Source organism: Rhodococcus sp. EPR-157, assembly GCF_001647195.1.
GTDB lineage: Bacteria > Actinomycetota > Actinomycetes > Mycobacteriales > Mycobacteriaceae > Rhodococcoides.
The window spans coordinates 24,308-46,351 of sequence record NZ_LVCV01000190.1 but is presented as its reverse complement, the minus strand read 5'-3'; the positions used below and the strand labels follow the sequence as shown (position 1 = coordinate 46,351).

The following is a 22,044-nucleotide window of genomic DNA, read 5'->3' as shown; positions in this document are numbered from 1 at the left end:
TCTCGGTGAGTACACCGAGCTCGAATACAGCGACAGGTTCTTGCAGGATCACAGCGACGGTCTGCAGCACACGCTATATCTTGTCCCGATGGCGGGATCTTGTCGATAGGTGTCGTATTTGCCAATCGTGTGGGGCGGTCGCATCGAGCATCCTGGAGCCATGACGAACCACGATCCTTCAACGGAAGTACCTGAATCGATGTTCGCGTGGCTCACCGACGGTCACGGAACAGACGCCCTTCGACGCACCGCTGTGGCGGTGCCCTCCCCTGGCGAACACGAGGTTCTTCTTCGGATGCGCGCATGGTCACTCAACTATCGCGACCTTCTAGTCATCAATGGCGAGGACGGATGGAGTCCGCCACGTCCGGTTGTGCCTTTGTCCGACGGCGTCGGTGTCGTCGTAGCGCGCGGGGACGGTGTGACGAGGTTCGATCTCGGTAATCGAGTGTCGCCGATGTTCCTGCCGCACTGGCAGAACGGCGAACTCAGTGACGAGAAGTACGTCTTGCCAGTCGGCGGTCCGGTCAACCGCGGGTTGCTTGCGGAATACGTCGTGGTCCACGAGGACGAGGCAGCCGAGACGCCGCGGACGCTGACCACTGCCGAGGCGGCGACACTACCCGTCGCAGCTCTCACGGCCTGGCACGCAGTGGTGGTCCGAGGACAGGTCGAGGCTGGACAGACCGTGCTCGTCCACGGCACCGGAGGCGTTGCACTCCACGCGATCCAGTTGGCCACAGCTCTGGGCGCCCGCGTGGCTGTGACGTCGAGCAGCGAGGAGAAGCTGGCACGGGCGCGAGCTCTCGGGGCCGAGCACACCATCGACTATCGACGCGACGACGTTGCGCAGAGAGTTCTGGACTGGACCGGCGGGCGTGGCGTCGACCATGTGGTCGAGACCGTCGGTGGGGAGAATCTCAACGTCTCTCTGAGGTCGGTTCGAGTCGGCGGAAGTATCAGCTTCATCGGTCTGCTAGCCGGCCTGTCGGCGTCGATCAACACCTACGACTTCGTGACCCGCAACGTCACGATCCACGGAGTCGAGACGGGATCACGCGAGATGTACGAGCAGCTGACAGCTTTCGTCGACGAGCACGGCATTCGGCCCGTGGTCGATTCCGTGTCTAGTGCAACGTCCGAGACCGAGGTCACGAAGGCCCTTCACCGGTTGGAGAGCGGTGGGGCGTTCGGAAAGCTGGTCCTGGTAGCCGAATAGGTCGATCTGCGCGGTATCTCACGTCGTCCCGTCGTCGCCTTTCGCGGGCACCACGTCTTCGGTTTCGCGGCTACGGCTGCGAACGATCCGCACCGCCAGGACCGCGATGATCACCAACACTCCGACGAGCAGGACCGCCGTATTCGACACCGAATCGCTGATGTTGCCGAGTGACACCTGAAGCGAGTACTGACTGTCGACGCCCATCACTCCACCGAGGTTGGCGGTTCCTTCCGTGAGCAGGAACAACACACCGATGCCGACGAAGAGCAAACCCGATACCAAAGACGTGGTGTGGGTGCGTACTGGACCGATTTGAATTTCTCTGCCGCGCAACCATGTTCGCGAGCCCAGCGAGAATCGGTCCCACGCCAGGGCGAGAACGAACAAGGGAACCACCATCCCCGCTGCGTAGAGCGCCATCAGGACCCCGCCGTACATCGCCTGCCCGCCGGCTACCGCAACCGTCAGCACTGCGCCGAGCAGCGGCCCGGAACAGAAGCCTGCGAGCCCGTACACCGCTCCGAGCGCGAACACCGAGCCGGTGGAGGAGACGTCGATGCGTGCGGCTGCTCGCTGCGCCGAACCCAGTGCAAATCCGCGGCCGACGATGATCATCACCCCGAGTCCGATGATGATCACTCCGCCGATCATCGTGGTGATCTCGCGGTATTGGGTGATGGCGGAGCCGATGGCACCGACTCCGGCTCCGAGGGGGACCAGTACCGCTGCAAGCCCGAGGTAGAAGACCCCGGTGCGGCCGGCGAGCTTGCCGGCTCCGCCGAACGCGTAGGCGAAGAACGAGGGCAACAGCAACGCCGAGCAGGGGCTGACCAGGGCCAGAAGTCCGCCGAGGAATGCTCCGAGAAGACCGATCTGAGACATCAGGTCCCTATCCGGCCGCAGCGTCGATCAAGTCGACGAATTCCGAGAACGGTTGCGCTCCAAGAACGGGATCGCCGTTCACCGAGAACGCCGGTGTGGCCGGGATACCGAGCGATTGCGCCTCGTTGGCGTCCGCGGTGATCGCGGCGTCGAACTCGGTTCCGGTGGCATCGTCGGTGAATCGTGCGAGATCTGGGACACCGGCCTGTCGAGCATAGGATTCGAGCGATTCGATGGTCAGGTCTGCATGCCCGGTCTCGGGTGCGTCGGCGTAGACCGCATGGGTGAACTCCCAGAACTTGTCTTGGGCCGCTGCGGCTCGAGCGGCTCGAGCGGCGTCGAAGGACTGCTGCCCGAAAATCGGGAGATCACGCCATTCGATGCGCAGGGTGCCGGCGTCGACGTACCGGTCGATCAATTGTGGCTCGGTCTCCCGACTGAACTGGGCGCAGAACGGGCACCGCAAGTCCGAGAACGCAATCATCACGACGGGCGCCTCGACCTCACCGAGGGCCATCGGATCGTCGACCGTGCGGCGCGCGAGGTCCCCCAGGGGACCCATCTCCGGTATCGCACTCGCTCCCCCGTCCGCGGCCGCCTGCGGTTCGTCGCTACCGCGCATTCCGACCACCAGAACTCCCACAAGGACGGCAGCCACCAGCACGGCGATACCAAGAAGCCAGGCGTCTCGGCGGCGGGTGGAACGAGATGGCGAAGTCATGCAATACCTTTCGGTAGTCGACGATGCTGGCGAATATACCCATCCGGGTATACCCTCACGACACACCCTACGCACACAACTACGACCCGTAGGAGAATCCAGTTCATGCCTGAGCCCACTACGTCCGTACGCCGCGACGTCAATTTCGCTGTAGTTCCCGATAGTCGGGAACTCAGCGCAGCCGGACGACCCAGCAGGTGGGGGATGCGACTACTGCGCGGCACCCTGGCCGGGGTGATCACCACGCTCGTGGTCGGGATTCCCACCGACATCATCGACACCCCGGTGTTCGGCCGCGAGGTTCCGGTGCGGGTATGGGAGCTCCCGGTCCTGCTGGCTACGGCCGTGTTGACCGCCGTGTGGTTCGGTATCGACAAGCCCGAGCAGTCCGAGCGCACCGGCACTCCGGCCGCTCTCGGAGTAGTGCTGACCTTCTTCGCCGTCGGCTGTCCCGTGTGCAACAAGCTCGTCCTCCTCGCGCTCGGCACATCAGGCGCATTGGGGCTGTGGGCGCCGATACAACCGATTCTTGCGGGCGTATCGCTGACAATGTTGTTGGCAGCCGTGGTCTTCCGATGGCGCAGACGCGACTGCACTACATCGTCGTGCTCGGTATGACCTGAGGTCCCTCGACGCACGCCGCTCTTGGCACCTCCGAAAAGGACAACCGTTGGAGGATCGAAACATTCTGACCGACTTGCCAATCAGCGTTCGAGTCGCCGCCATCGCCGCAGCGGGAATCTGCGCTGTGTCGAGCGTCTCCGGATGCAGTCGATCAACGGTCGCCGAGGTGAACGGTTCGAATGCAGTCGCGGTCGAGAATCCGTCGACGTCGCAACTGATTTCACCTCCCGGATTCCTCGAAACCCCATTGTGGTCGGTCCCGTTCATCTCGACGCCCCAGGTTGTCGACGACGGATTCGCCGGAATACTGGTCGGCACCGAGGCATCCGATTCGGCGACAGTGCAGGTGCTCGGCGACACCGGCGCACCACGGTTCGGGGTCGACGTGCCGGCGAACCGCGCACAGTTCGCCGTCGCATCTGTCCGTGGTCGTGAACTACTGATCACCCAGGACGTCGGCGACACCGACTCCGACAACATCGATTATCTCACCGCACGCGACACCCGGACCGGCGAAATCGTGTGGGGCCCAGTCCGCACCCAGGGCTGCTTGACCGGGACCGGGCTCCTGATCGACGCCGATTGCGACGCTGCAGAATCGAATTCAGCAGAAGGCGCAGTATCGGCAGTCGACGGACACACCATCGACCTGAGTGGCGCGGTCACAGAATTCGGCGGACACGCGGTCGTCGCCGACGGCGAGAACGCGCGAATCGTCACCGTCGATACCGGGAACACTGCCTGGTCCACCGAAACGCTGACACCGCCGCCCGCAGCTCTAGCCGGTTCCGCACGATTCATCGGTGCCGCGGGCAACTCGGTGATCGTTGCGTGGACAATCCCTACCCGTTCCGAGCCGATCCAGGCGGTCTACCGTCTTTCGGACGCCGAAGTCCGATGGGTAAGTGGTGCTCGGACCCCGATGACGGTTGTTGCCGATGCCAGTAGCGGATCAACCCTGATCACTACCGATGACCTCACCGACGACGGTATCGCGGTTCTGTTCGTGCAATACGGCACCAAAGGGTTCACCGCCGATCAATTTCCCGGCGCGTACCGCTCACACTCGTCGGCGGAGTCGTGTACGGCGGCTCGAAATCGGCTATGACCGCCATCGATGCGGCCACCGGCCGCGTCACCGGCACTTCACCAGGCGATGCGCCGACAGTGGTGACGTCCAACGGTGTCGCACTGGCTGCGGATACCGGCGGGTACACCGCGTTCAAGGTCGTACCCCACTTCTGAGAACCCCGCCGAATTCCGCGACCGCGGCCGTTCATATACCCCATGGGGTATAGTCGGGTGAATTGCTCGACAAGTGAAGGAGATGCCATGTGCAGGGCAGTCAAATGCAAGAAGTGTGGAAAGACCACCTGGGCGGGTTGCGGCCAACACGTCGACCAAGTGATGCGGGGCGTTCCGGCATCCGATCGATGCACAGGACACGCCGCCGATCCGAAGTCGCCGGGATTCCTGTCCCGCATGTTCTCCAAGAAATAGTCGCGCTGCGCCCGAGCAGGTGTTTGACTGGAAAGACGCCCGTCATCGTGAGCAGCAGAGCAGCAAGCCCTGGTCAAGCGTTATTCAGACGCTGAGTAGGTACGTTGGTACAACCATCAAGGAGTGATCGTCGTGCACGTCGAAGTGATCTCGACCGAAGACCTCGGAGACCGTAGCTATCTTGTCCACGACGGAACCTCCGCCGTTGTGGTCGATCCACAACGCGACATCGATCGCGTCGAGAAAGTCCTCGCCGAACACGGCGTCACGTGCGCGATGGTCGTCGAGACCCACATACACAACGACTACGTCACCGGCGGATACGACCTCGCGCAACGCAACGGCTGCCCCTACGTCGTCAACGCCGACGACAAGGTCTCGTTCGAGCGACACGCTGTTCGTGACGGTGACGAGCTGGTCGTCGGAAAGATGACCGTCCGAGTGTTGTCCACTCCCGGTCATACCGACACTCACCTGTCCTACGTGATCAGCGAGGGCGACGAGACACCCGCCGTCTTTACCGGAGGGTCGTTGCTCTATGGCTCGGTGGGTCGAACCGACCTGGTCGATGTCGCACGCACCGATGAACTCACTCGCGCCCAGTTCCACTCCGCGCGACGATTGGCCGCCGAACTTCCCGATGCGACAGAGGTTTTCCCCACGCACGGCTTCGGCAGCTTCTGCTCGTCGGGATCGGCAGCGGGCGGAGACGGAGGAACCATCGGAGAAGAGAAGCAACGCAACGACGCGCTGACCACCGACGACGAGGATGCATTCGTCGAAAAGCTGATCGCGAATCTGACGGCCTACCCGGCCTACTATGCGCACATGGGTGCGCTGAACCGCCAAGGTCCTACCGCTCCCGACCTCACACCCCCGAGTCCGCTGCACGCCGACGAGCTACGCACTCGCATCGATGCGGGCGAATGGATCGTCGACCTGCGAGACCAGACCGCGTACGCGGCATCCCATGTTCACGGCAGTGTCGGGATAGCACTGGGAACCCAGTTCTCCACCTACGTCGGCTGGTTGATGCCCTGGGGGACACCATTGTCCTTGATCGGTGACACTGCGGAACAGGTGGCCGATGCACAGCGAATGCTGGTGCGCATCGGAGTCGATGAATTACAAGGCGCGGCAACAGGTTCGGCCGAGGAGCTCAGTGGCGACACCCCGCTCTCGTCGTATCCGCTGCACACCTTCGCCGAACTGCCGGCCAGCGTCGTCGCCGCTGACGACGCAACCGACGGCGATTCGGTGATTCTCGACGTAAGGCGTGACGACGAGTACGACGCCGGACATATCCCCGGCGCAGCACATGTTCCGATGCATCATCTGCTCGAACGCCTCGACACCCTCCCTGCTGGGCAACTGTGGGTGCACTGCGCCAGCGGATACCGCGCCTCCATAGCGGCCAGTCTTCTCGACCGGGCAGGACGCGACGTGGTGCTCGTGGACGACGACTACTCGAACGCGGTCGACGCTGGGATCACGACGGAAGCCGGCTGACGATGCCAGACGAATCGACGCGCCGACTCGTCAGATGGCAGCGCTACTGGGACTCGCAGTCGGCTACCTACGACAAGCACATGACGTTCCTCGATCGTGTACTTTTTCGGGACACCAGATCTTGGATCTGTTCGCGTGCCAGTGGCCGGGTCCTCGAAATCGCTGTCGGGACCGGGCTCAATCTCGATCACTACCCAACCGGCACGGTCCTGACAGGAATCGAGCTGAGTCCGGACATGCTCGCACTCGCACAGGTCCGCGCCGAGAACGTCATGCCGGATGCTCGACTCGTTCTCGGAGACGCACACCATCTGCAATTCCCCGACGCATCGTTCGACACCGTTGTCTGCACCTTCTCCCTGTGCGCCATCCCCTCCCCCGACGACGCGCTCGCCGAAATGACACGAGTCTTGCGGCCCGGAGGAACCCTGCTGCTCGCCGACCACGTCGCGTCGTCCGTCCGACCCGTTCGATGGCTACAACGACTTGTGGAACTGATCAGCATTCCAGTCGGCGGCGAGCACTTCCTTCGCCGTCCGTCACTCCTCGTCGACGGTGACGAGAACTTCTCCGTCGAGAAGATCGAACGGTTCACCCTCGGGCTCGTGGAACGTCTGCAGGCCCGCAAGTCCTCCTGAACCGACGCCCCTCAGGACACAACCACCGGCGCGAGCACGATGTCGAAATCAACTCTCGCCCAAGTGTTGTCCCCGATATTACGCCTGTCGGGAGTCGGCGTTCCCGCGGGCTGCTCGACGAAGTCTTTGACGAGAGACTCCTTGACTCCGAACACCGTGTCGTGATCGAGCAGCTCGTCGCCGCGGACGAAGATGTGCGTCACCAAAGTCCGTAGGCCCGGCGCCGAGACCATGAAGTGCAGGTGCGAGGCACGCATCGGTGCGCGCCCGGTGGCAGCGAGCATTCGTCCGACCGGCCCGTCGTGCGGGATCGGATACGGAGTCGGGGTCAGCGCCCAGAACCAGTAGCGCCCTTCTTCGTTGCTGTGCAGGTGCGCCCGCCCCGAGACCCGGGCGTCGTCGTACTGGACGTCGTAGAACCCGTCTTCGTCGGCTTCCCATATTTCGATGCGTGCGTCGGGGATCGGGTTACCGTCAGTGTCGCGCACAGTCCCTTCCACCCAGCACGGTTGTCCGGCAGCGCCTCCCGCCGCATCGCCGCCGTTGTCGATGCGCGGAGCATCGTCGACGAAGAACGGACCGAACACTGTCGCTTCGGTCGCCTCCTTGTAGGCGGGGTTGTTGACGTTGATCGTCTGCATCGACGCCCCGAGGACGTCGGAGAGCAAGATGAACTCCTGACGGCGATCATCGGTGATGTGCCCGACATCGGTCAGGAAGCCGATGGCGGTATTCCACTCTTCTTCGGTCAATCGCACGTCGCGAATGAATCCGTGCAGATGCTGCACCAAAGAGGTCATCAACTGCTTCAGACGCGGGTCGGTGCAGTCGTCGAACGATCGAAGTACGTTCTCCACCAGCCGTTCCTCGACGACGTCCTGGGATTGTCCGGTCATGGTCTGCTCGGTCATGATTCTCTCTCACTGTCCGATATCGGTCGGCCGGTCGCCGGCCCACGCTCCGTGCAAAATGGCTGTGACCGCCTCGCGCGTGACGAGGCGGGGGTTTCCGTACGATCGGCTCGTCGCTTCTTCTGCGGCCCGGTCGATGTCACCCTCCTTCATTCCCAATTCGGCGAGGGACCGAGGCGCGTCCAGCGCACGGCACAGATCCCACAACCGACGTGCCGGGTCCCCGGAACCAGGAAGGGCACGTGAGAGGGCCGACACCGCGCCGGGTGCCGCCGACTGATTGAACGCCAGAACGTGAGGTAGTACCACCGTATGGGTCGGGGCATGCGGCAGATTCAACGAGCCACCGAGCGCATGACAGAGCTTGTGGTGCAACGACATCGTGGTGGCACCGAGCGTCGCTCCGCACAACCAGGCTCCGTAGAGCGCCTCGCTGCGGGCCTGCGCGTCGGAAGGATTCGCCACTATCGCCGGGAGTGCCGACGCGAGTGCGCGAACACCGTCCTCGGCCATCAAGGCGACGATTGGACTGATGTCGGGCGCGTAGAGCGCCTCGACCGCGTGAGCCACGGCGTTGATACCGCTCGTGACAGAGATTCCGACCGGCAGACTCGTCGTCAGATCAGGGTCGTAGATGACGCTGCACGGCAGGACCCTGTTGTCGCGACCGGTGTCCTTGCGCCCGTTGGTCGTCATGCCCCAGACCGGGGTCATTTCCGATCCGGCATACGTGGTGGGGACGGCCACGATCGGGAGACCGTGCTCGAGCGCGATGGCTTTGCCGAGACCTATCGACGAACCGCCGCCGACCGTGACGCATCCGTCGGCCCCGAGCGAGAGGGCCTCCGCGCTCGACCGGGCAGCCACTTCCGCGGGAACATGCATCACGGCGTCGGCGCGGACGCCCACGCAGCGGTCCCCGAGGATCGACGCCAGAGATTCGGCGGTGTCCTTCTGGCTGGGCGAGCAGAGGACCAGGACGCGTCGAAGGCCGACGTGGTCGAGTTCGTCTGCCACAGCCGAGAGTGCACCCGACCCGAATCGCACTCGCATCGGATTCGCGTTGTACGAGAACTCGTAGGTCATCGTGCGAGAACCGCAGTCGAAGCCTGCCAGAGAGCGTCTCGCCCGATCATCTCCTCTTCCGCCTTCGCATCGTTGACGCGGAGAGCGTGGAACAGATCGGCGAATTCGCGACTGGACCGGTTGGCTCGCTTGACGATTCGCTCAGCGACCGGGGCGCGCTCAGCTGAATAGGTGTCGAGTAGCGACTCGCCGGCCTGACCGTTCAGAACCGCCGCGATCTTCCATGCGAGGTTGCAGGAGGACACGTTCACACCGTCTGCGTCCTGCACATGGGATAAGTACTCGGTCGAGAACTGAGCCTGGGTCCCACGCATCGTGGCGTTCTTGACCAGGATCGGCTCGAGGTAGGTCTGCGGGATGTCGACTGTCAGGCACGGCGAAGCGAGCTGGTAGTCGGCCTCGCGATCGGCCCCGGTTCCCCACGTGCGGATTCGACCGATTTCTTCGCCGGCGATCGAGGTGCAGAACACGGTGTCACCGACGAGTCCGTGCTCGGTAGCGTCGGCCAGCACCTGGTCGTCGATGCCGACGTCCCGGAAGATCTCCATCGCACGCTGGTTCGTGATGTGGGCGCGAGGTGTGTTGGCCGTCCATCGGTACTTGGTGATCATGATGTTGGGGACACCGAGCGTGGACAGAAGGAGAGCCGCGCTACCACCCGCGGGGCCCGAACCGATGATGAGAACATCAGTCTCGACCACAGCGGAGTCGGGCGGCTCGGTCGCCTGCTGACCGTCGTCGAACACCGGCATTGCACACACCCTTCGCCGAGCCCGACGCTTATCGCGGGTCCTTCACATCAGTGTCGGGCATCACATGCACGACGCCGAAGGATGCCGCCGTATTGCGGCGCAAAGGAGAAGAAGTGGCGGATTCGGAAAGGTTCAACCGGCCGATCGAGCGATGACCGCGTCGCGACGAACATCGGATGCCCGCGCGCCGAACTTGGTCGCGAAGGCGTTGGAAAAGTATGCCGCGGAGGTGAACCCGCAGTCGTGGGCAATCTCGGCGATCGTCGTTGCTGCCGCCGACGGTGTCGTCAGCCGTGCATGTGCGAGGTCGAGCCGTCGTTGAAGGATGTACTTGGGCACGCTTGTCCCGTCGGCTGCGAACACCCGAGACAACTGTCTCGCGCTGATACCGACCGCGCTTGCCACCGCAGTAGCGGACAACGATGTATCGAACAGTCGACGCTCGATGAAGGCCCGGGCAGATGCCCGATGCGCCGAGCTGAGATCCGCACGCGCGCCAGTGGCCAGCACGGAGACGAGTTCGAGGATCGCGCGCTCGTCGGGCGCGGTGGGATCGGCCGAACGAGTCGCGTGACCGACCTGCTGGGCGAGGGCCGCAGCGTGCACGTTGCCGTTCGCGGAGAAGTCGAAGACCATCGGGGATCGCAACGAGGTCAGCCCCGACACATCACCGAACACCGAGTGGGGCATCTTCACGACCAACTCTTCGAGTCCGTGGGAGAAACCACGCATGAAGGCCTTGTCGGCGTCGCACAGGAGCACCTGGCCCGGGCCGACGGTGCGGACGCCGTCCTCGGAGTAGAAGAACGCATCGCCGACAAGGCTGAAATACATCATCACCGAGTCGGAAGGCCGACGACGAATGAGCTCCGCGTCCCTCTCCACGACGTGAGAGGTCCCGATGACGCGAGCCAGTTGGACCGATTCGAGCTGCACGTTCCTCTCGGAGGCCTCGAGCTGGGCGGATTCCAATCGGCGGCAGCGCAGCCCGATGAGCACGTCGGCGTTGTGGCCTTCCCAGAGCTCGAGACGCTCGGGAAACGGAAGTCCGGCGGTGGAGAACTCGGCGATGGACATGATCGAGAGTCTCCTCCGTCGGAGTGCTTATTTCTCCGGATCTAAACGCAGATTATCAGGATGCACCGTTTCTCCCGGCCGTCGCAGAATTCAGGCACAGACCCCAGTGTCCAACAGCAAATCCAACTGTCCAACTCGCTGGAGAATATACCGAGGCGGTGCCATTATCTGTGGGTTGCGATGCTGTCCCGTGACTTCAGCCCGAGCTTCACCATAGACAACGCGCTCGAGGATTCCATATTGGTCGCCGAGGCCGCAGAAGTCGCCGATACCTGGCTCCCCCACGTTTACAACAACACCGTCCGTTTACAACGCACAGGAGTGTTGTAAACCAGCAGACGGTGTGTATCTAACGCAGGCACATTCCGCCGGCGACGACAGCCCAGCGCGTTTGGAACATCGCGCCGGACGTCGGGTGGCCCCTTCGATAGTGAAGTGCACGGGCCGGTCAGGGAGTGTACGCGAGCCAGCGCTTTCACGCCCCCACTTGCGGTGGGGCGTGTTCGTCGGCCGAGGACATGAACGTACGAAACACCGACGCGAATTGTTCGGGCTCGTCGAGGTGCGGGAAGTGTCCTGCTCCCGCGACGACTTCGATGACGGTTCCGACGGGCATCTGATCTCGAACCGAATGTGCATGGGCGAGAGGGATGATGGCGTCTTTGTCACCCCAGACCAGCAACGCCCGCTTGTCGGAGAACGACGAGAGGAGCCTGGTGGCGTTGACGGTTTGTCCGCGGTAGTCGATCACCGATCTGGCGGTCGATAGGAAAGCTCGACGGGTAGGCGCGTCGGACATGGAGGCGAAATTCCTCCACGCCCGTCGGTCGCCCGCACTCATCGTGAAGACCCGAAGCCCTTTGAGTGCGCCGAGCACACCGCCGAGCACACCGCGGACAACGGAGGACGCGGCGAACGGAATCGCGATCCCGCTACCCGGCATCGATGCCGCTCGCAGCACGGGGTTCACTTCCTGTCCCAGACCTCCGCTGGCGATCAAGCAGATACCGTCCACCATTTCGGGGAAGAGGTAGAGCATCTGCATCGACACCCCTCCGCCGTACGAATGCCCGACCATCGTGGCCGAGTCGACTCCGAGGTCGACGAGGAGGTCGCGGATGGTCGCAGCGTGCGCGCTCAACGAGTAGTCTCCCGGGGTCTTGTCGGACTCACCGTGCCCTGGCAGATCCACCGCGATGACCCGGAAGTGCGCTGACAAGTCGGCAATCTGAGGATCCCAGTCGTGCAATGTGCCCATCAGCCCGTGCACCAACACCACCGTCGGGCCGCTGCCGTGGTCGACGAACCGGACCCAGTGACTCGCGAGCTCACGTGTGCGCGGCACGGCGCGTGCGCCCGACGTATCTTCACTCAACACTGAATGACATCCTTCTCAGTTCAACTTCCGACGTCGATCCCTTGGCGGCTCCGCCGCCAGTGGCACGAATAAGTGCATCCTGGGACACCCAACCGCGCCACTGCGGTGGAGCCGCTGGATATTCAGCGATCAACACTGACTGCCATTCCCATGTAGATCACCATGAAAGTCAGTAGCACCCACCCGGCTCCTTGCCAGATCGGCCACGCCCCGCCCCTGCGCCACACCCGATAGGTCTGTACGAACGCGCCTATTCCACCTGCAAGCAGGAGTGCCGGAGGAACGGTGACGAGAATCGTTCGTTCAGGATCCGCGCATACAACGAATGCTGCGTCATCGCAGGCGCCCGCATTCGTCCCCCACACCGCCCACATGATGCAAGCCACCAGTATCGCCACGGCCGACACGATCACCGCAACGGTGTAACGCGCGGCAGATCGAAAGCCATGGGAGTCGTGCCACCGCTTTTCGACGTCGTTAGTCATGGATTGGCCTCACTGTTGCCTGGATTCGGACTCGTACCCGTCCACGACTGCTGTCACCAAGAACCGACCTTGATGCAGTATTGGAATTCGGGAGCACCACATGCTGGACGCGTCGTGTCCCCGGCCCACGCCCGGGATCATCTACACGAGATCGGCGACGGTTCGACGTCGCCACTCGTTCCAGTTACCCACGCAGCCCACTTCGCAAACGACACCCCGCTTGTACAGGCATTTCGTGGTCGATTCATCGCTTCCCAACCGATTTCGACTCGACGCGAGGGTAGTCATCCGGCCGTTCGTGCGACCTCCCCGGAAGCGCGGATCGCCGATGCGTTTCCTGCCCCACCTCATCGCACGTTGGCGTGGGACACGGCCGTGGGTGCACTGCGTCGACGCCTACGCACAGTAGGGTTGCGGAACCCGCGCCAGAGGAAGAGGGCAGAACAGTGAATCCCACAGTGCCGCTTGCGTTCGACCTCGCTTGGACGGCAATGGTGCTGATCTGGCTGACTCTCTGCGGTATTGCATGGGTATCGATTCTGCGGACCTCCCACGACCGGCAGGGTGGGAAGTTCTGGTGGTGCGTGCTGGTGCTTGTCGTACCGATCTTCGGGGCCCTCGCCTGGTTCTTTGCCCGACCCAAGAGAGCCGAGCAGTGATGCGCGACGCCACCGCTGATGGGACCATGACTGCCTTCGAATAGCTCTGAAAGGACGGACACAGCTGATGCCCCTGACGTATCGTGGTTTCGAATGGCTTGTCCCGGTCCTTGCTGGGGATTCTGCGCTCGAGGGAAGTCGGCCAGCGGATCGGTGAGCTGCTGGTGAACGAGCCGACGAATCAACTGTCCATCAGGTTGGTCGACGAGTTGACTCAGGCGCTCGACGCAACAGAAGCCGCGGTGGTGGTGTCAACTCACGACCGGCAGATGGCCCGCGACACGGACTCCTGGAACACCCTCTATCTGGCAGGTGGACGACGCCCCTGAGGAAAGGGGCCTACTCATCTGGCACAGCTGCTGCAGTCTCGAATGTTGTGACACAGAACGGATGCCCGGCCGGGTCGAGGAATACTCGAAACCTGTCACCGCCCGGTTGATGACACGCGCGTCTCGCACCGAGGCCGAGCAACAGTCGCTCGGCCTCGGCGAGGTCGTCGACGCCGAAGTCCAGGTGCACGCGCCTCGGTGCGTCGGGACTCGGCCATGGACCTGGCTCCGGGTTCTCGACGCGCTGGAAGTCGATACGTACGTCGTGGGGGCCGGTGAGCACGACGAAATCCGGATTGGACGACCGGATTCGTCCACCGATAAAACCCTGGTAAAACGTGGCCAGTTGCACCGGGTCCATGCAGTCGACGGTGACGGCGAACAGTTTCGCAAATGCGGTCATTCGGTACTTCCTATCAGCTCGATCGAGTTCGATTCGGAGGACGGCCAGTTCGGTGCCCTCCAGCGTGCGCGGTGGGCATCGTGCATCAGCGTCAGCAATTCCGATCGCTCGATGTGCAGTCGAACGCCTGCAACGACATCGGTGATGTGAACGGTATTCGCCTCGTCCTCGTTCGGCCCAACTACACCGATTAGGTGATCTCGACGTGCGCGCGCTTCACGGATTCGCGAACCGAGCGAACCGCCGTGGTCGATTCTCACCCGAAGTCCTGACGCGATCGCATCGTCGGCGACGGTGCGCACCGACGCGTCCTGTTCGGTGTCGACGGGAAGCAGCGTGATCTGAGTCGGAGCCAACCAGAACGGCAAACGGCCTCGATAGTGCTCGAGCAGGTGCGCAGTGACACGTTCCATGGATCCAACGGTTCCCCGATGAATCATCACGGGCCGGTGAAAATGCCCGTCCTGGCCTTTGTATTTCAGGTCGAATCGTTCGGGTTGAGTGAAGTCGAGTTGCACGGTGGCAATAGTTTCTTCGTTTCCGCGCGCAGTCCGGGACTGGATGTCCAACTTCGGCCCGTAGAACGCTGCCTCCCCTGCTACTTCGACGACACCGATTCCATGCTCCTCGGCGACCGGGGCGACGGCAGCCCGCAGGTCACCCTCGCCGTCGGCCCACTGAGAAGCACTCCCCAGCCATTGGCCGGAGTCGTCGCGCTTCGACAGTCGTACGTAGTCGACGGGCAGCCCCAGAATCTGTTGCGCGCGCAGAGCGGACCGCAGCGCCTGTCGCACCTCGCCCAGTACCTGGTCCGGCCTGCAGAACACATGCGTGTCATCGAGATTGATCTGGCGGACCCGGTTCAGGCCGGAGACGACACCGGAACGTTCGGCGCGAAACATGGAGGCAAGTTCGTTCAGTCTGATCGGGAGGTCGCGGTAGGAACGGTTCTCAGCAGCGAATATCAACGCATGATGCGGGCAATTCGCAGGTCTCAGCATCAAGTCATCGTCACCCAATTGCATTGCAGGAAACATGTCTTCGCTGAACTTGCTCAGATGCCCGGATCGCGCGTAGAGGGACCGCTTTCCGAGAACCGGCGAGTAGACGCTGACACAGCCATCGGCATGAGCAAGTTCGCGCGCCAGACATTCGAGCTCGTGGCGAATGGCGGCGCCCGACGGCAGCCACATCGGCAACCCCGAGCCAACCTGAGGGTCCGTGGCGAAGATCGACATATTTCGATTGAGTTCGCGGTGGTCGTAGTCCATAGAGTGCTCCTGGATCGATGAATCCGACACAGACCCCAGGAATGCAGAAAGCCCCGGAGCTGTTCCGGGGCTTGGGTTGGACCGTGTTCAGTCAGTCCGTCGCAATGACACCGGCATCTCCCGGCGTCGTCGTGGCTGAACTGAATCCGATCATGCAATGGAAACTACAGGACGAGTCAGATACGCGCCACCCTGTTTCGAACGGCGCCGACACTGCTGCGCAAGATCGAATGCGGTGGACATCGCCGAGCGGCATTTGCTACGTTCGCAACCGTGTCCAGCCCCAAGGCGTCCAGACTCTAGCCACCGGAAGTAGTCCGGTGGCCACATCTCGTTGCGCTCGACTGCCGCACCATTCGCGGTCGTTTCTCCTCGTGCGCAATTGGTGGCACACCTCTACCTTCTGAACTTCGAGTCGAAAAGTCGGCTGCGCACATTCCACGCTGTGACGCACGTCGTGTCCTCTGCTTCGTAGGTCATGTGACCGCGAAGCCTCTCGCGATCTCGGATTGAGAGTTTCACAGTGCCATTCGCAATCTATGTCCTCGGGCTTGCTGTATTCGCCCAAGGCACATCGGAATTCATGTTGTCCGGCCTTATCCCCGACATGGCCCACGACCTACAGGTGTCGGTTTCGGCAGCAGGGCTGCTGACCTCTGCTTTCGCAGTCGGGATGATCATCGGCGCACCCTTGATGGCTGTACTGAGCATTCGATGGCAACGCCGTCGTGCACTTCTGACGTTCCTGGTCACATTCATGGCGGTCCACGTGATCGGCGCACTCACAAGCAGTTTCGAAGTTCTGTTGGTCACTCGTATCATCGGCGCGCTGGCCAACGCCGGGTTCCTGGCAGTGGCATTGAGTGCTGCGATGTCGATGGCCCCCATCGATAAGAAGGGACGCGCGACATCCGTACTCCTCGGGGGCGTGACCATTGCCTGCGTGGTCGGGGTGCCGGGCGGCGCCATTCTGGGCAACGCGTGGGGCTGGCGTGCCGCGTTCTGGGCCATCGTGATGATTTCCGTTCCCGCAGTCGTCGCGATCTTGTGTGCGACACCGCCAGATTCATCGACTCGATCCATCCCGAATGCCAGAGCAGAATGCGCATCGTTGCGTCGCCCGAAGCTCGTGCTCATGCTGGTGCTCGGAGCGCTGATCAACGGTGCGACCTTCTGCTCGTTCACCTATCTGGCGCCGCTGCTGACGGACATCTCGGGGTTCGACTCACATTGGTTGCCTGTGCTTCTCGGGCTGTTCGGGCTCGGATCGTTCATAGGCGTCAGCGTTGGGGGCAGACTCGCCGACGCACGGCCACTGTCGCTACTGAGCGTCGGGGCAGTGGTGCTGTTCGCGGGCTGGATCGTATTCGCCTTGGCTGCTTCCCATCCAGCTGTGACGCTGATCTTGCTGTTCACGCAGGGTGCGCTCTCCTTCGCGGTCGGCTCGACGTTGATCTCGCAGGTGCTGTATGACGCCGCCGATGCCCCGACGCTCGGGGGTTCGTTCGCGACCGTCGCATTCAACGTCGGCGCCGCTCTGGGTCCGACCCTCGGAGCGCTCACGATCGGTATGGGCCTGGGCTACCGGGCGCCACTGTGGTCGAGCGCGGCGTTGGTGGCGATCGCACTCGTGGTCGGTGTGGCGGGATGGACACGGCATCGCACTCTCGCTCGGGCCAGACTAGGTGACGAGGGAGCAAACCTACCGCCGTCGTCGACATTCAGGCGCGCGAGGTAGCGTCGTTTCTGCACCGGACCGCAGATCAGGGGAAGACAATCGACATCCACTCGGCCAACGTCAACCACCTCGCTTTCTGGCAGCATGTGTCGCGGATCTGTGACGGGGCAGTCCATGACCTTCCCGGCGGAACTGTTGTCGCGACGGGCATCCCGGCCACCGGCTTCAATCAACTCCACCTCGAGGCCGACGAAAATTCAGTGCTCGCCGCGGCCGAGGCGATTTTCGACCGGCGCGGCGTCGACTGGCGGATCATCAGCCACGTGAACAGTGCAGCAGCACAGCAATATTCGGAACACCGAGGAATCGAGCGCCAACCCCTGTATCCGGTCATGGCCATCCCGGCGGCCACGGCTGTGCCGCCCCCTTCCACTGCACTGACATTCACGACTGCCGGCGACGTGGCCGATCTACGCGCGTTCGTCGATTGCGCGGCTGCGGGATACCGGATGGACCCAGCGATATTGAAGCCGATCGCACACCAGCGCGCTCTCGCCGACGACTCGATCCGGTTCCATTTGGGGTGGATCGACGGCCGTTGTGTAGCAGTGAGCGTCGGAGTGAGGAACGAGAGCACGATCGGCATCTACTTCGTCGCTGTTCGACGCGGCCATCGTCGATCCGGGTTCGGTGCAGCTGTCACCTGGATGGCGATGAAGGACGGCTTCGACCGTGGTGCGGACGCCGCGGTGCTCCAGGCGACCACTCCTGGCTATCCGATGTACACCGGCATGGGGTTCACCACGATCGGCGACTACCGCTTGTGGGACATTCCCGCCCGCTGACGCCTGACGCGCCGCGACGTCGTCAGCTCAGCCGTCCGGACATTCTGAGAGCACTCTCCCACACCGCGTCGACATCTTCGATCGACTGTTCCTCGAGTGTTTTCAGTATCCGGTGCGCCACCTCGAGCGGCGGGTGAAAGGTCAGCCCAAGAGCATGCGCCACATCCCAAGTGTGGATGACTGTTTCGCTGACCTGCTGGTCGTACATCGCGCCGGCCTCGATCTCGACGCCGTCGATTCGGCAACGCACATCAGCATCGGAAACGGACGCAAAGGCGTCCTCCATCTGCAACGCTGATCGGCGATACCGCTCTTCGAACCCGCCGCCGTACACATTCACCGACGCATCGAGCGCCGATCGACTCGTGAGGCCGACCTGCGATTGTGCGCTATCAGGCATGAGGGCTGCAGCGACGGTGATATTCCGATCGATCAGGTACAGGTACAGGTCACCGATGTCCCGGCCGGGCGCCGGTGTTGATTGTCCGAGATCTCCCTGGGTCACCTCGGATAGATATTCGGCGAGGCATTCGGTCGCGGTGTGTAAGACGGATACGTCCATAGAAGGGCCCATTTCCGGTACGGCCAACGCACGCAGTCGGCGTCGGGTGGTCGCAAAGACTGGCAGGGTGTGACTTAACGTGAGATGCGCACAGAGTCGAGACCCGATCATCTACCGCAGTAGATGATCGGGCCGTCTACCACGGTAGATGATTATCGGAAGGTTGTCCATGACCGATGCTGACAGTCCGCCGTGCGGCGAGCAGGACCTGGCTGCAGTCATGTTTCGGATATTGCCGCGATTGGCCGCATTGGAGGAGCCCCTCCTACGCGAGGCCGGCCTCTCGATGTGGGAATACGCAATCCTGACCGAGGTCGCCTCGGGTGCCGCCGTATCTCAACGCGAACTCTCCCGTAGGACACGCCGTGATCCCACGCGGCTCGGTCGACACCTGGACGAGCTGGTGAAGCGAGAGCTCATCAGCCGAGACCGGTCGCAGGACCAACGCCAACGGACTGTCGCCATCACCGACGTCGGGCAAGCACTGCTCGACGGAGTCCGCAGGAAGGTCAGGCAGATAGAAGACGAGCTTCTTCACGTTGGACTGACGGAGAGCGACGCCACGAACCTCCGCCGACTACTCGACCGACTCGCCGCCGCCTGCGAATCGGATTGAGACAATCCCGCCCGGCCGCTTGCTGATGTGGTTCAAGACAAATAGTCGTCGCCACCGACGTAGAAGGTGTGCCCGGACTCGACCTGCGCGATCGATGCGTCCACCACTACCGACGCGAACTCCTCGATGGTCGGTAACGCTCCGTGTTCGCGCCGCTCGGAGACGGCATCGGGATCCCGTCGCTCGAGCAACCGGACGATGATCGTCCCGTCGATCATGTCGCCCGACACCACAGTCAGCGTGATGCCGCGCTCGAGAAGTTCCGGGATACGTTCTCGCAAAGCGTCTTCGCCCGCCCGTTTGCTCTGCGCAATGGGCTGGTAGTTTTCGGGCACGGGCTTCTGCCCGTAGAAGTGCGATTGGTGACTGGTGACGAACACGACCCGGCTGCCCGGCTTCATCAGCGGCATCGCCAGTTCCACGAGACGCACTTGGGCATCGCGATTGAGTCGCATCGCGTAGTCGGGATCAGCCCCGCGTTCCAATCCACCCGATGCATTCAAAATGAGCACATCGAGACGACCGAAGGTTCGTGAGATGTCGTCGATCATTTCCGACGCGCTCTGCTCGTCCGACAGGTCGGCACCGATCGGATGAGCCCGGCCTCCAGCGCGTTCGATCTCTGCCGCCACCGCGATCGCACGTGGCCGCTTCTCGCGATAGTTCACCACGACCGTGTCGCCAACGGCGCCGACGAGTCGGGCTATTTCGGCGCCGATCCCGCGTGATGCACCTGTTACGAGAGTGACGCGTCCTGAATCGTCCTGGTTTACCGCCATGCTTGCCCCTCACCGTCACCGAACGCTTCTGAAACAGAAGTGAGTATGGTGCTTCTGAATGAGAAGCGCAAACACTCCACCCCCGCCGCCTGCAGGGCAACCCGACGAGACCGCGGCTGCACATGCGGCGATGAACCTACTGGGGCAGAAGTGGAGTTTGCGGATCCTGTGGGAACTCGAGGCCGGCCAGCTCGGGTTCCTGGAGCTCAGGCGGCGAATGGACAACTGCTCGTCGAGCATGCTGGCAGAACGACTCAGACAACTCCAGGACGCCCGTCTGATCGAGAAGAGTCCCTCGCGAACGTACGAGCTGGCCCAGGCGGGTGTTTCGCTCAGCGCGGCACTCGAACCCCTGTGGCAGTGGTCTGCGGAATGGGCTGCAGCACAATCCCCTACTCCGCTGCCGCCGAGACCGGGATCGAATTCAGACTCCTAATCCAGCACCTCAACTCGAAATGACTGTGTTACGACGCGACACCAGACAGCTGCGCCTGAGTTAATTCGCAGCAGCACCGCTGAACTATCTTCCATACATGGGAGATGTCGAGGCCTCGTACGCCGACCGCGCCGAGGAGTACGTGCGCGTAGTGGGTTCGATGGAGGTGGTGCACCCGTCCGACAAGCAACTCGTCACGGATTGGGCCCGGTCGATCGGCGGTCCTGTTCTCGATGTCGGCTGCGGCCCGGGACAGTGGACCAACCACCTCCTCACGCACGACGTCGATGTACGGGGAATCGACCCGACTCACGCTTTTGTCGAACTCGCACGCACTACCTACCCGAACTGCCGGTTCGACGACGGCCGGGCCGAGGATCTCGATGCGCAGTCCGGTTCCGTCGCCGGGATACTCGCCTGGTATTCGCTGATTCACCACGACCCAAGAGATATTCGATTCGCCTTCGAGGAATTCGCAAGAGTGCTCAGGCCCGGCGGAAAACTGCTGATCGGGTTCTTCGAAGCCACTACCATTCGACCATTCGACCATGCGGTCATCACTGCGTACCGGTGGCCTGTCGGAGCGCTGAGTGCTCAACTCGACGCTGCAGGGTTCACGACCGCCGAGACCCACACCCGCACCGGACTCGAGTACCGGCCCCACGGCGCCATCCTGGCCGAACTCACGAATGCGGACGACAATTCGCGGCAGCAATAGTCGAGACTCGACACCGCACCCGCCCCTATCGTTTCGATCAGAACGAAGGAAGGCCTACACGCGATGCTCGAAAAGTGGAACGCCGCACTCGAATACATCGAGGACAACCTTGACGGTGCGATAGACCCAGCCACCCTGGCACGGATCACTCTCTCGTCCGAATATCACTTCAGGCGGGTGTTCTCTGCCCTCGCCGGGATGTCATTCTCGCAGTACGTCCGAAACCGTCGAATGACGTTGGCTACAGCGGACATTCTCGACGGAGCCGGTGTGCTCGAGGTCGCCGTGAAGTACGGGTATTCGTCGGGCGATGCATTCAGCCGCGCGTTTCGGCAGATGAACGGCATGACCCCGTCGCAGGCCCGTCGCCCTGGAGCCGTACTTCGTTCACAGCAGACCGTGTCATTTCATCTCACTATCGGAGGGCAGCACACCATGCGATACCGCATCGCAGATCTACCGGAGTTTTCGATCGTCGGCAGGAAGACACGAATCCCGCTGAAGTATCAGGGCGAGAACCTCGCAATGACCGAATTTCACCGAAACCTTCCCTCAGGAACGGGGGAACAGCTACGGATGCTCGCCGACGTACGGGAGCTTCCCGAAATCTTGTTCGTAAGTGCTGGATTCGAGGCCGAACGCGAGGACGGAAGCCTCTTCGACTACTACTTAGCCGTGGCGGCGAGCCACGATCACGATGACTGGGACAACCTGCGCGTGCCTGCATCGAAGTGGGTTGTATTCGAAGCCTCCAGTCAGGGAAACCTCACCGACGCACTTCAACAACTGTGGGCTGACGCGTTCAGCGAGTGGTTCCCGTCCAATCCATACCAGGTGGTGCCGGGGCCGGAGCTGCTGACCATCACCGAAAAGTCCGAGGATTGGAGCTCGGGTAAAGGCGAGTTGTGGATTCCGGTGGAGCGTCGCTAGGGCCGCGGTCTCCATCCGATCTGCAGTAGGCAA

The 22,044-nt window shown here is 62.6% G+C and carries 26 protein-coding genes; 14 read left to right on the top strand and 12 right to left on the bottom strand.

Going from position 1 to position 22,044, the window contains the following annotated elements:
* Positions 1 to 160: 160 nt before the first annotated feature.
* Entirely contained in the window at positions 161 to 1,219 is a 1,059-nt protein-coding gene (locus A2J03_RS08855) for a zinc-dependent alcohol dehydrogenase family protein (protein WP_156520274.1), read from the top strand.
* Between the two features lie 18 nt (positions 1,220 to 1,237).
* Here A2J03_RS08855 and A2J03_RS08850 read toward each other — a convergent pair whose 3' ends face one another.
* Both A2J03_RS08850 and A2J03_RS08845 read right to left on the bottom strand, forming a co-directional pair.
* A complete protein-coding gene (locus tag A2J03_RS08850; RefSeq protein ID WP_068372277.1) occupies positions 1,238 to 2,104 on the bottom strand; it encodes a cytochrome c biogenesis CcdA family protein in 867 nt (288 codons plus the stop codon).
* A gap of 7 nt (positions 2,105 to 2,111) precedes the next feature.
* On the bottom strand, positions 2,112 to 2,825 hold the full coding sequence (locus A2J03_RS08845) for a DsbA family protein (RefSeq protein WP_068372273.1): 714 nt from the start codon (positions 2,823 to 2,825) through the stop codon (positions 2,112 to 2,114).
* Positions 2,826 to 2,930: 105 nt separating this feature from the next.
* On the opposite strand from A2J03_RS08845, the gene A2J03_RS08840 reads away from it, so the two are divergent.
* The 5 genes from A2J03_RS08840 to A2J03_RS08825 all read left to right on the top strand — a co-directional run bounded on the left by A2J03_RS08840 (position 2,931) and on the right by A2J03_RS08825 (position 7,096).
* The gene (locus A2J03_RS08840; protein WP_068372271.1) at positions 2,931 to 3,443 is read left to right on the top strand and encodes a hypothetical protein; all 513 of its coding nucleotides are present in this window, start codon (positions 2,931 to 2,933) and stop codon (positions 3,441 to 3,443) included.
* 79 nt (positions 3,444 to 3,522) lie between these two features.
* A complete protein-coding gene (locus A2J03_RS08835) occupies positions 3,523 to 4,557 on the top strand; it encodes a hypothetical protein (protein WP_231912447.1) in 1,035 nt (344 codons plus the stop codon).
* Positions 4,554 to 4,694 (top strand): hypothetical protein, encoded by a 141-nt coding sequence (locus tag A2J03_RS31575; protein ID WP_231912446.1) that lies wholly within the window; start codon positions 4,554 to 4,556, stop codon positions 4,692 to 4,694. The genes A2J03_RS08835 and A2J03_RS31575 overlap by 4 nt, the downstream gene beginning before the upstream one ends.
* 387 nt (positions 4,695 to 5,081) lie before the next feature.
* Positions 5,082 to 6,458, top strand: a complete 1,377-nt coding sequence (locus tag A2J03_RS08830) for an MBL fold metallo-hydrolase (RefSeq protein WP_082897702.1) — start codon at positions 5,082 to 5,084, stop codon at positions 6,456 to 6,458.
* A gap of 2 nt (positions 6,459 to 6,460) precedes the next feature.
* Entirely contained in the window at positions 6,461 to 7,096 is a 636-nt protein-coding gene (locus tag A2J03_RS08825) for a class I SAM-dependent methyltransferase (RefSeq protein ID WP_068372268.1), read from the top strand.
* An 11-nt stretch (positions 7,097 to 7,107) separates the two neighbouring features.
* Here the strand turns inward: A2J03_RS08825 and A2J03_RS08820 are convergent, their stop codons facing one another.
* The 6 genes from A2J03_RS08820 to A2J03_RS08795 form a co-directional block, all read right to left on the bottom strand.
* Positions 7,108 to 8,007, bottom strand: coding sequence for a dioxygenase family protein (locus A2J03_RS08820; protein ID WP_068372265.1), 900 nt, complete (start codon positions 8,005 to 8,007; stop codon positions 7,108 to 7,110).
* Between the two features lie 9 nt (positions 8,008 to 8,016).
* A complete protein-coding gene (locus A2J03_RS08815) occupies positions 8,017 to 9,093 on the bottom strand; it encodes a maleylacetate reductase (protein WP_068372262.1) in 1,077 nt (358 codons plus the stop codon).
* Positions 9,090 to 9,845: an FAD-dependent monooxygenase gene (locus tag A2J03_RS08810; RefSeq protein ID WP_068372259.1), complete on the bottom strand. Its 756-nt coding sequence runs from the start codon at positions 9,843 to 9,845 to the stop codon at positions 9,090 to 9,092. Before A2J03_RS08810 ends, A2J03_RS08815 begins: the two co-directional genes overlap by 4 nt.
* Positions 9,846 to 9,977: 132 nt before the next feature.
* Positions 9,978 to 10,922, bottom strand: coding sequence for a helix-turn-helix domain-containing protein (locus A2J03_RS08805; protein ID WP_068372256.1), 945 nt, complete (start codon positions 10,920 to 10,922; stop codon positions 9,978 to 9,980).
* Between the two features lie 475 nt (positions 10,923 to 11,397).
* The gene (locus tag A2J03_RS08800; RefSeq protein WP_231912445.1) at positions 11,398 to 12,300 is read right to left on the bottom strand and encodes an alpha/beta fold hydrolase; all 903 of its coding nucleotides are present in this window, start codon (positions 12,298 to 12,300) and stop codon (positions 11,398 to 11,400) included.
* A gap of 122 nt (positions 12,301 to 12,422) precedes the next feature.
* Positions 12,423 to 12,785: a hypothetical protein gene (locus A2J03_RS08795; RefSeq protein WP_068372253.1), complete on the bottom strand. Its 363-nt coding sequence runs from the start codon at positions 12,783 to 12,785 to the stop codon at positions 12,423 to 12,425.
* Between the two features lie 446 nt (positions 12,786 to 13,231).
* Here A2J03_RS08795 and A2J03_RS29820 point away from each other — a divergent pair, with 446 nt between their 5' ends.
* Together A2J03_RS29820 and A2J03_RS08790 are read left to right on the top strand one after the other, a co-directional pair.
* Positions 13,232 to 13,444, top strand: a complete 213-nt coding sequence (locus A2J03_RS29820; RefSeq protein WP_231912444.1) for a PLDc N-terminal domain-containing protein — start codon at positions 13,232 to 13,234, stop codon at positions 13,442 to 13,444.
* Between the two features lie 83 nt (positions 13,445 to 13,527).
* Entirely contained in the window at positions 13,528 to 13,773 is a 246-nt protein-coding gene (locus A2J03_RS08790) for a hypothetical protein (protein WP_197480679.1), read from the top strand.
* 10 nt (positions 13,774 to 13,783) lie between these two features.
* Here the strand turns inward: A2J03_RS08790 and A2J03_RS08785 are convergent, their stop codons facing one another.
* Together A2J03_RS08785 and thrS are read right to left on the bottom strand one after the other, a co-directional pair.
* Positions 13,784 to 14,176 (bottom strand): VOC family protein, encoded by a 393-nt coding sequence (locus tag A2J03_RS08785; RefSeq protein ID WP_068372246.1) that lies wholly within the window; start codon positions 14,174 to 14,176, stop codon positions 13,784 to 13,786.
* Positions 14,173 to 15,447 carry a threonine--tRNA ligase gene (thrS, locus tag A2J03_RS08780; protein ID WP_068372243.1) on the bottom strand — a complete coding sequence of 425 codons (1,275 nt, stop codon included), beginning with the start codon at positions 15,445 to 15,447 and terminating at the stop codon, positions 14,173 to 14,175. Before thrS ends, A2J03_RS08785 begins: the two co-directional genes overlap by 4 nt.
* A gap of 523 nt (positions 15,448 to 15,970) precedes the next feature.
* On the opposite strand from thrS, the gene A2J03_RS08770 reads away from it, so the two are divergent.
* Both A2J03_RS08770 and A2J03_RS08765 read left to right on the top strand, forming a co-directional pair.
* Positions 15,971 to 17,185: a Cmx/CmrA family chloramphenicol efflux MFS transporter gene (locus A2J03_RS08770; protein ID WP_068372237.1), complete on the top strand. Its 1,215-nt coding sequence runs from the start codon at positions 15,971 to 15,973 to the stop codon at positions 17,183 to 17,185.
* An 86-nt stretch (positions 17,186 to 17,271) separates the two neighbouring features.
* Positions 17,272 to 17,970 (top strand): GNAT family N-acetyltransferase, encoded by a 699-nt coding sequence (locus A2J03_RS08765; protein ID WP_068372234.1) that lies wholly within the window; start codon positions 17,272 to 17,274, stop codon positions 17,968 to 17,970.
* Positions 17,971 to 17,992: 22 nt separating this feature from the next.
* Here the strand turns inward: A2J03_RS08765 and A2J03_RS08760 are convergent, their stop codons facing one another.
* On the bottom strand, positions 17,993 to 18,532 hold the full coding sequence (locus tag A2J03_RS08760) for a maleylpyruvate isomerase family mycothiol-dependent enzyme (RefSeq protein ID WP_068372232.1): 540 nt from the start codon (positions 18,530 to 18,532) through the stop codon (positions 17,993 to 17,995).
* A 169-nt stretch (positions 18,533 to 18,701) separates the two neighbouring features.
* Here A2J03_RS08760 and A2J03_RS08755 point away from each other — a divergent pair, with 169 nt between their 5' ends.
* On the top strand, positions 18,702 to 19,148 hold the full coding sequence (locus A2J03_RS08755; RefSeq protein ID WP_068372229.1) for a MarR family winged helix-turn-helix transcriptional regulator: 447 nt from the start codon (positions 18,702 to 18,704) through the stop codon (positions 19,146 to 19,148).
* A 32-nt stretch (positions 19,149 to 19,180) separates the two neighbouring features.
* Here the strand turns inward: A2J03_RS08755 and A2J03_RS08750 are convergent, their stop codons facing one another.
* Positions 19,181 to 19,927 (bottom strand): SDR family oxidoreductase, encoded by a 747-nt coding sequence (locus A2J03_RS08750; protein ID WP_068372226.1) that lies wholly within the window; start codon positions 19,925 to 19,927, stop codon positions 19,181 to 19,183.
* Positions 19,928 to 19,985: 58 nt separating this feature from the next.
* Here A2J03_RS08750 and A2J03_RS08745 point away from each other — a divergent pair, with 58 nt between their 5' ends.
* The 3 genes from A2J03_RS08745 (at position 19,986) to A2J03_RS08735 (ending at position 22,011) form a co-directional block, all read left to right on the top strand.
* Complete coding sequence (locus tag A2J03_RS08745; protein WP_231912443.1) at positions 19,986 to 20,363, top strand: winged helix-turn-helix transcriptional regulator; 378 nt, start codon at positions 19,986 to 19,988, stop codon at positions 20,361 to 20,363.
* Between the two features lie 97 nt (positions 20,364 to 20,460).
* The gene (locus tag A2J03_RS08740) at positions 20,461 to 21,081 is read left to right on the top strand and encodes a class I SAM-dependent methyltransferase (protein WP_068372220.1); all 621 of its coding nucleotides are present in this window, start codon (positions 20,461 to 20,463) and stop codon (positions 21,079 to 21,081) included.
* Positions 21,082 to 21,144: 63 nt separating this feature from the next.
* On the top strand, positions 21,145 to 22,011 hold the full coding sequence (locus tag A2J03_RS08735; protein ID WP_068372217.1) for an AraC family transcriptional regulator: 867 nt from the start codon (positions 21,145 to 21,147) through the stop codon (positions 22,009 to 22,011).
* Positions 22,012 to 22,044: the final 33 nt, after the last annotated feature.

What these genes read in the sequence shown, in the direction of transcription:
- A2J03_RS08820 (WP_068372265.1), bottom strand. Translation starts at nt 8,007, where the DNA reads ATGACCGAGCAGACCATGACCGGACAATCCCAGGACGTCGTCGAGGAA.
- A2J03_RS08825 (WP_068372268.1), top strand. Translation starts at nt 6,461, where the DNA reads ATGCCAGACGAATCGACGCGCCGACTCGTCAGATGGCAGCGCTACTGG.
- A2J03_RS08805 (WP_068372256.1), bottom strand. Translation starts at nt 10,922, where the DNA reads ATGTCCATCGCCGAGTTCTCCACCGCCGGACTTCCGTTTCCCGAGCGT.
- A2J03_RS08735 (WP_068372217.1), top strand. Translation starts at nt 21,145, where the DNA reads ATGCTCGAAAAGTGGAACGCCGCACTCGAATACATCGAGGACAACCTT.
- thrS (WP_068372243.1), bottom strand. Translation starts at nt 15,447, where the DNA reads ATGGACTACGACCACCGCGAACTCAATCGAAATATGTCGATCTTCGCC.
- A2J03_RS08795 (WP_068372253.1), bottom strand. Translation starts at nt 12,785, where the DNA reads ATGACTAACGACGTCGAAAAGCGGTGGCACGACTCCCATGGCTTTCGA.
- A2J03_RS08745 (WP_231912443.1), top strand. Translation starts at nt 19,986, where the DNA reads ATGAGAAGCGCAAACACTCCACCCCCGCCGCCTGCAGGGCAACCCGAC.
- A2J03_RS08840 (WP_068372271.1), top strand. Translation starts at nt 2,931, where the DNA reads ATGCCTGAGCCCACTACGTCCGTACGCCGCGACGTCAATTTCGCTGTA.
- A2J03_RS08810 (WP_068372259.1), bottom strand. Translation starts at nt 9,845, where the DNA reads ATGCCGGTGTTCGACGACGGTCAGCAGGCGACCGAGCCGCCCGACTCC.
- A2J03_RS08740 (WP_068372220.1), top strand. Translation starts at nt 20,461, where the DNA reads ATGGGAGATGTCGAGGCCTCGTACGCCGACCGCGCCGAGGAGTACGTG.
- A2J03_RS08845 (WP_068372273.1), bottom strand. Translation starts at nt 2,825, where the DNA reads ATGACTTCGCCATCTCGTTCCACCCGCCGCCGAGACGCCTGGCTTCTT.
- A2J03_RS08750 (WP_068372226.1), bottom strand. Translation starts at nt 19,927, where the DNA reads ATGGCGGTAAACCAGGACGATTCAGGACGCGTCACTCTCGTAACAGGT.
- A2J03_RS08855 (WP_156520274.1), top strand. Translation starts at nt 161, where the DNA reads ATGACGAACCACGATCCTTCAACGGAAGTACCTGAATCGATGTTCGCG.
- A2J03_RS08815 (WP_068372262.1), bottom strand. Translation starts at nt 9,093, where the DNA reads ATGACCTACGAGTTCTCGTACAACGCGAATCCGATGCGAGTGCGATTC.
- A2J03_RS08785 (WP_068372246.1), bottom strand. Translation starts at nt 14,176, where the DNA reads ATGACCGCATTTGCGAAACTGTTCGCCGTCACCGTCGACTGCATGGAC.
- A2J03_RS08755 (WP_068372229.1), top strand. Translation starts at nt 18,702, where the DNA reads ATGACCGATGCTGACAGTCCGCCGTGCGGCGAGCAGGACCTGGCTGCA.
- A2J03_RS08850 (WP_068372277.1), bottom strand. Translation starts at nt 2,104, where the DNA reads ATGTCTCAGATCGGTCTTCTCGGAGCATTCCTCGGCGGACTTCTGGCC.
- A2J03_RS31575 (WP_231912446.1), top strand. Translation starts at nt 4,554, where the DNA reads ATGACCGCCATCGATGCGGCCACCGGCCGCGTCACCGGCACTTCACCA.
- A2J03_RS08760 (WP_068372232.1), bottom strand. Translation starts at nt 18,532, where the DNA reads ATGGACGTATCCGTCTTACACACCGCGACCGAATGCCTCGCCGAATAT.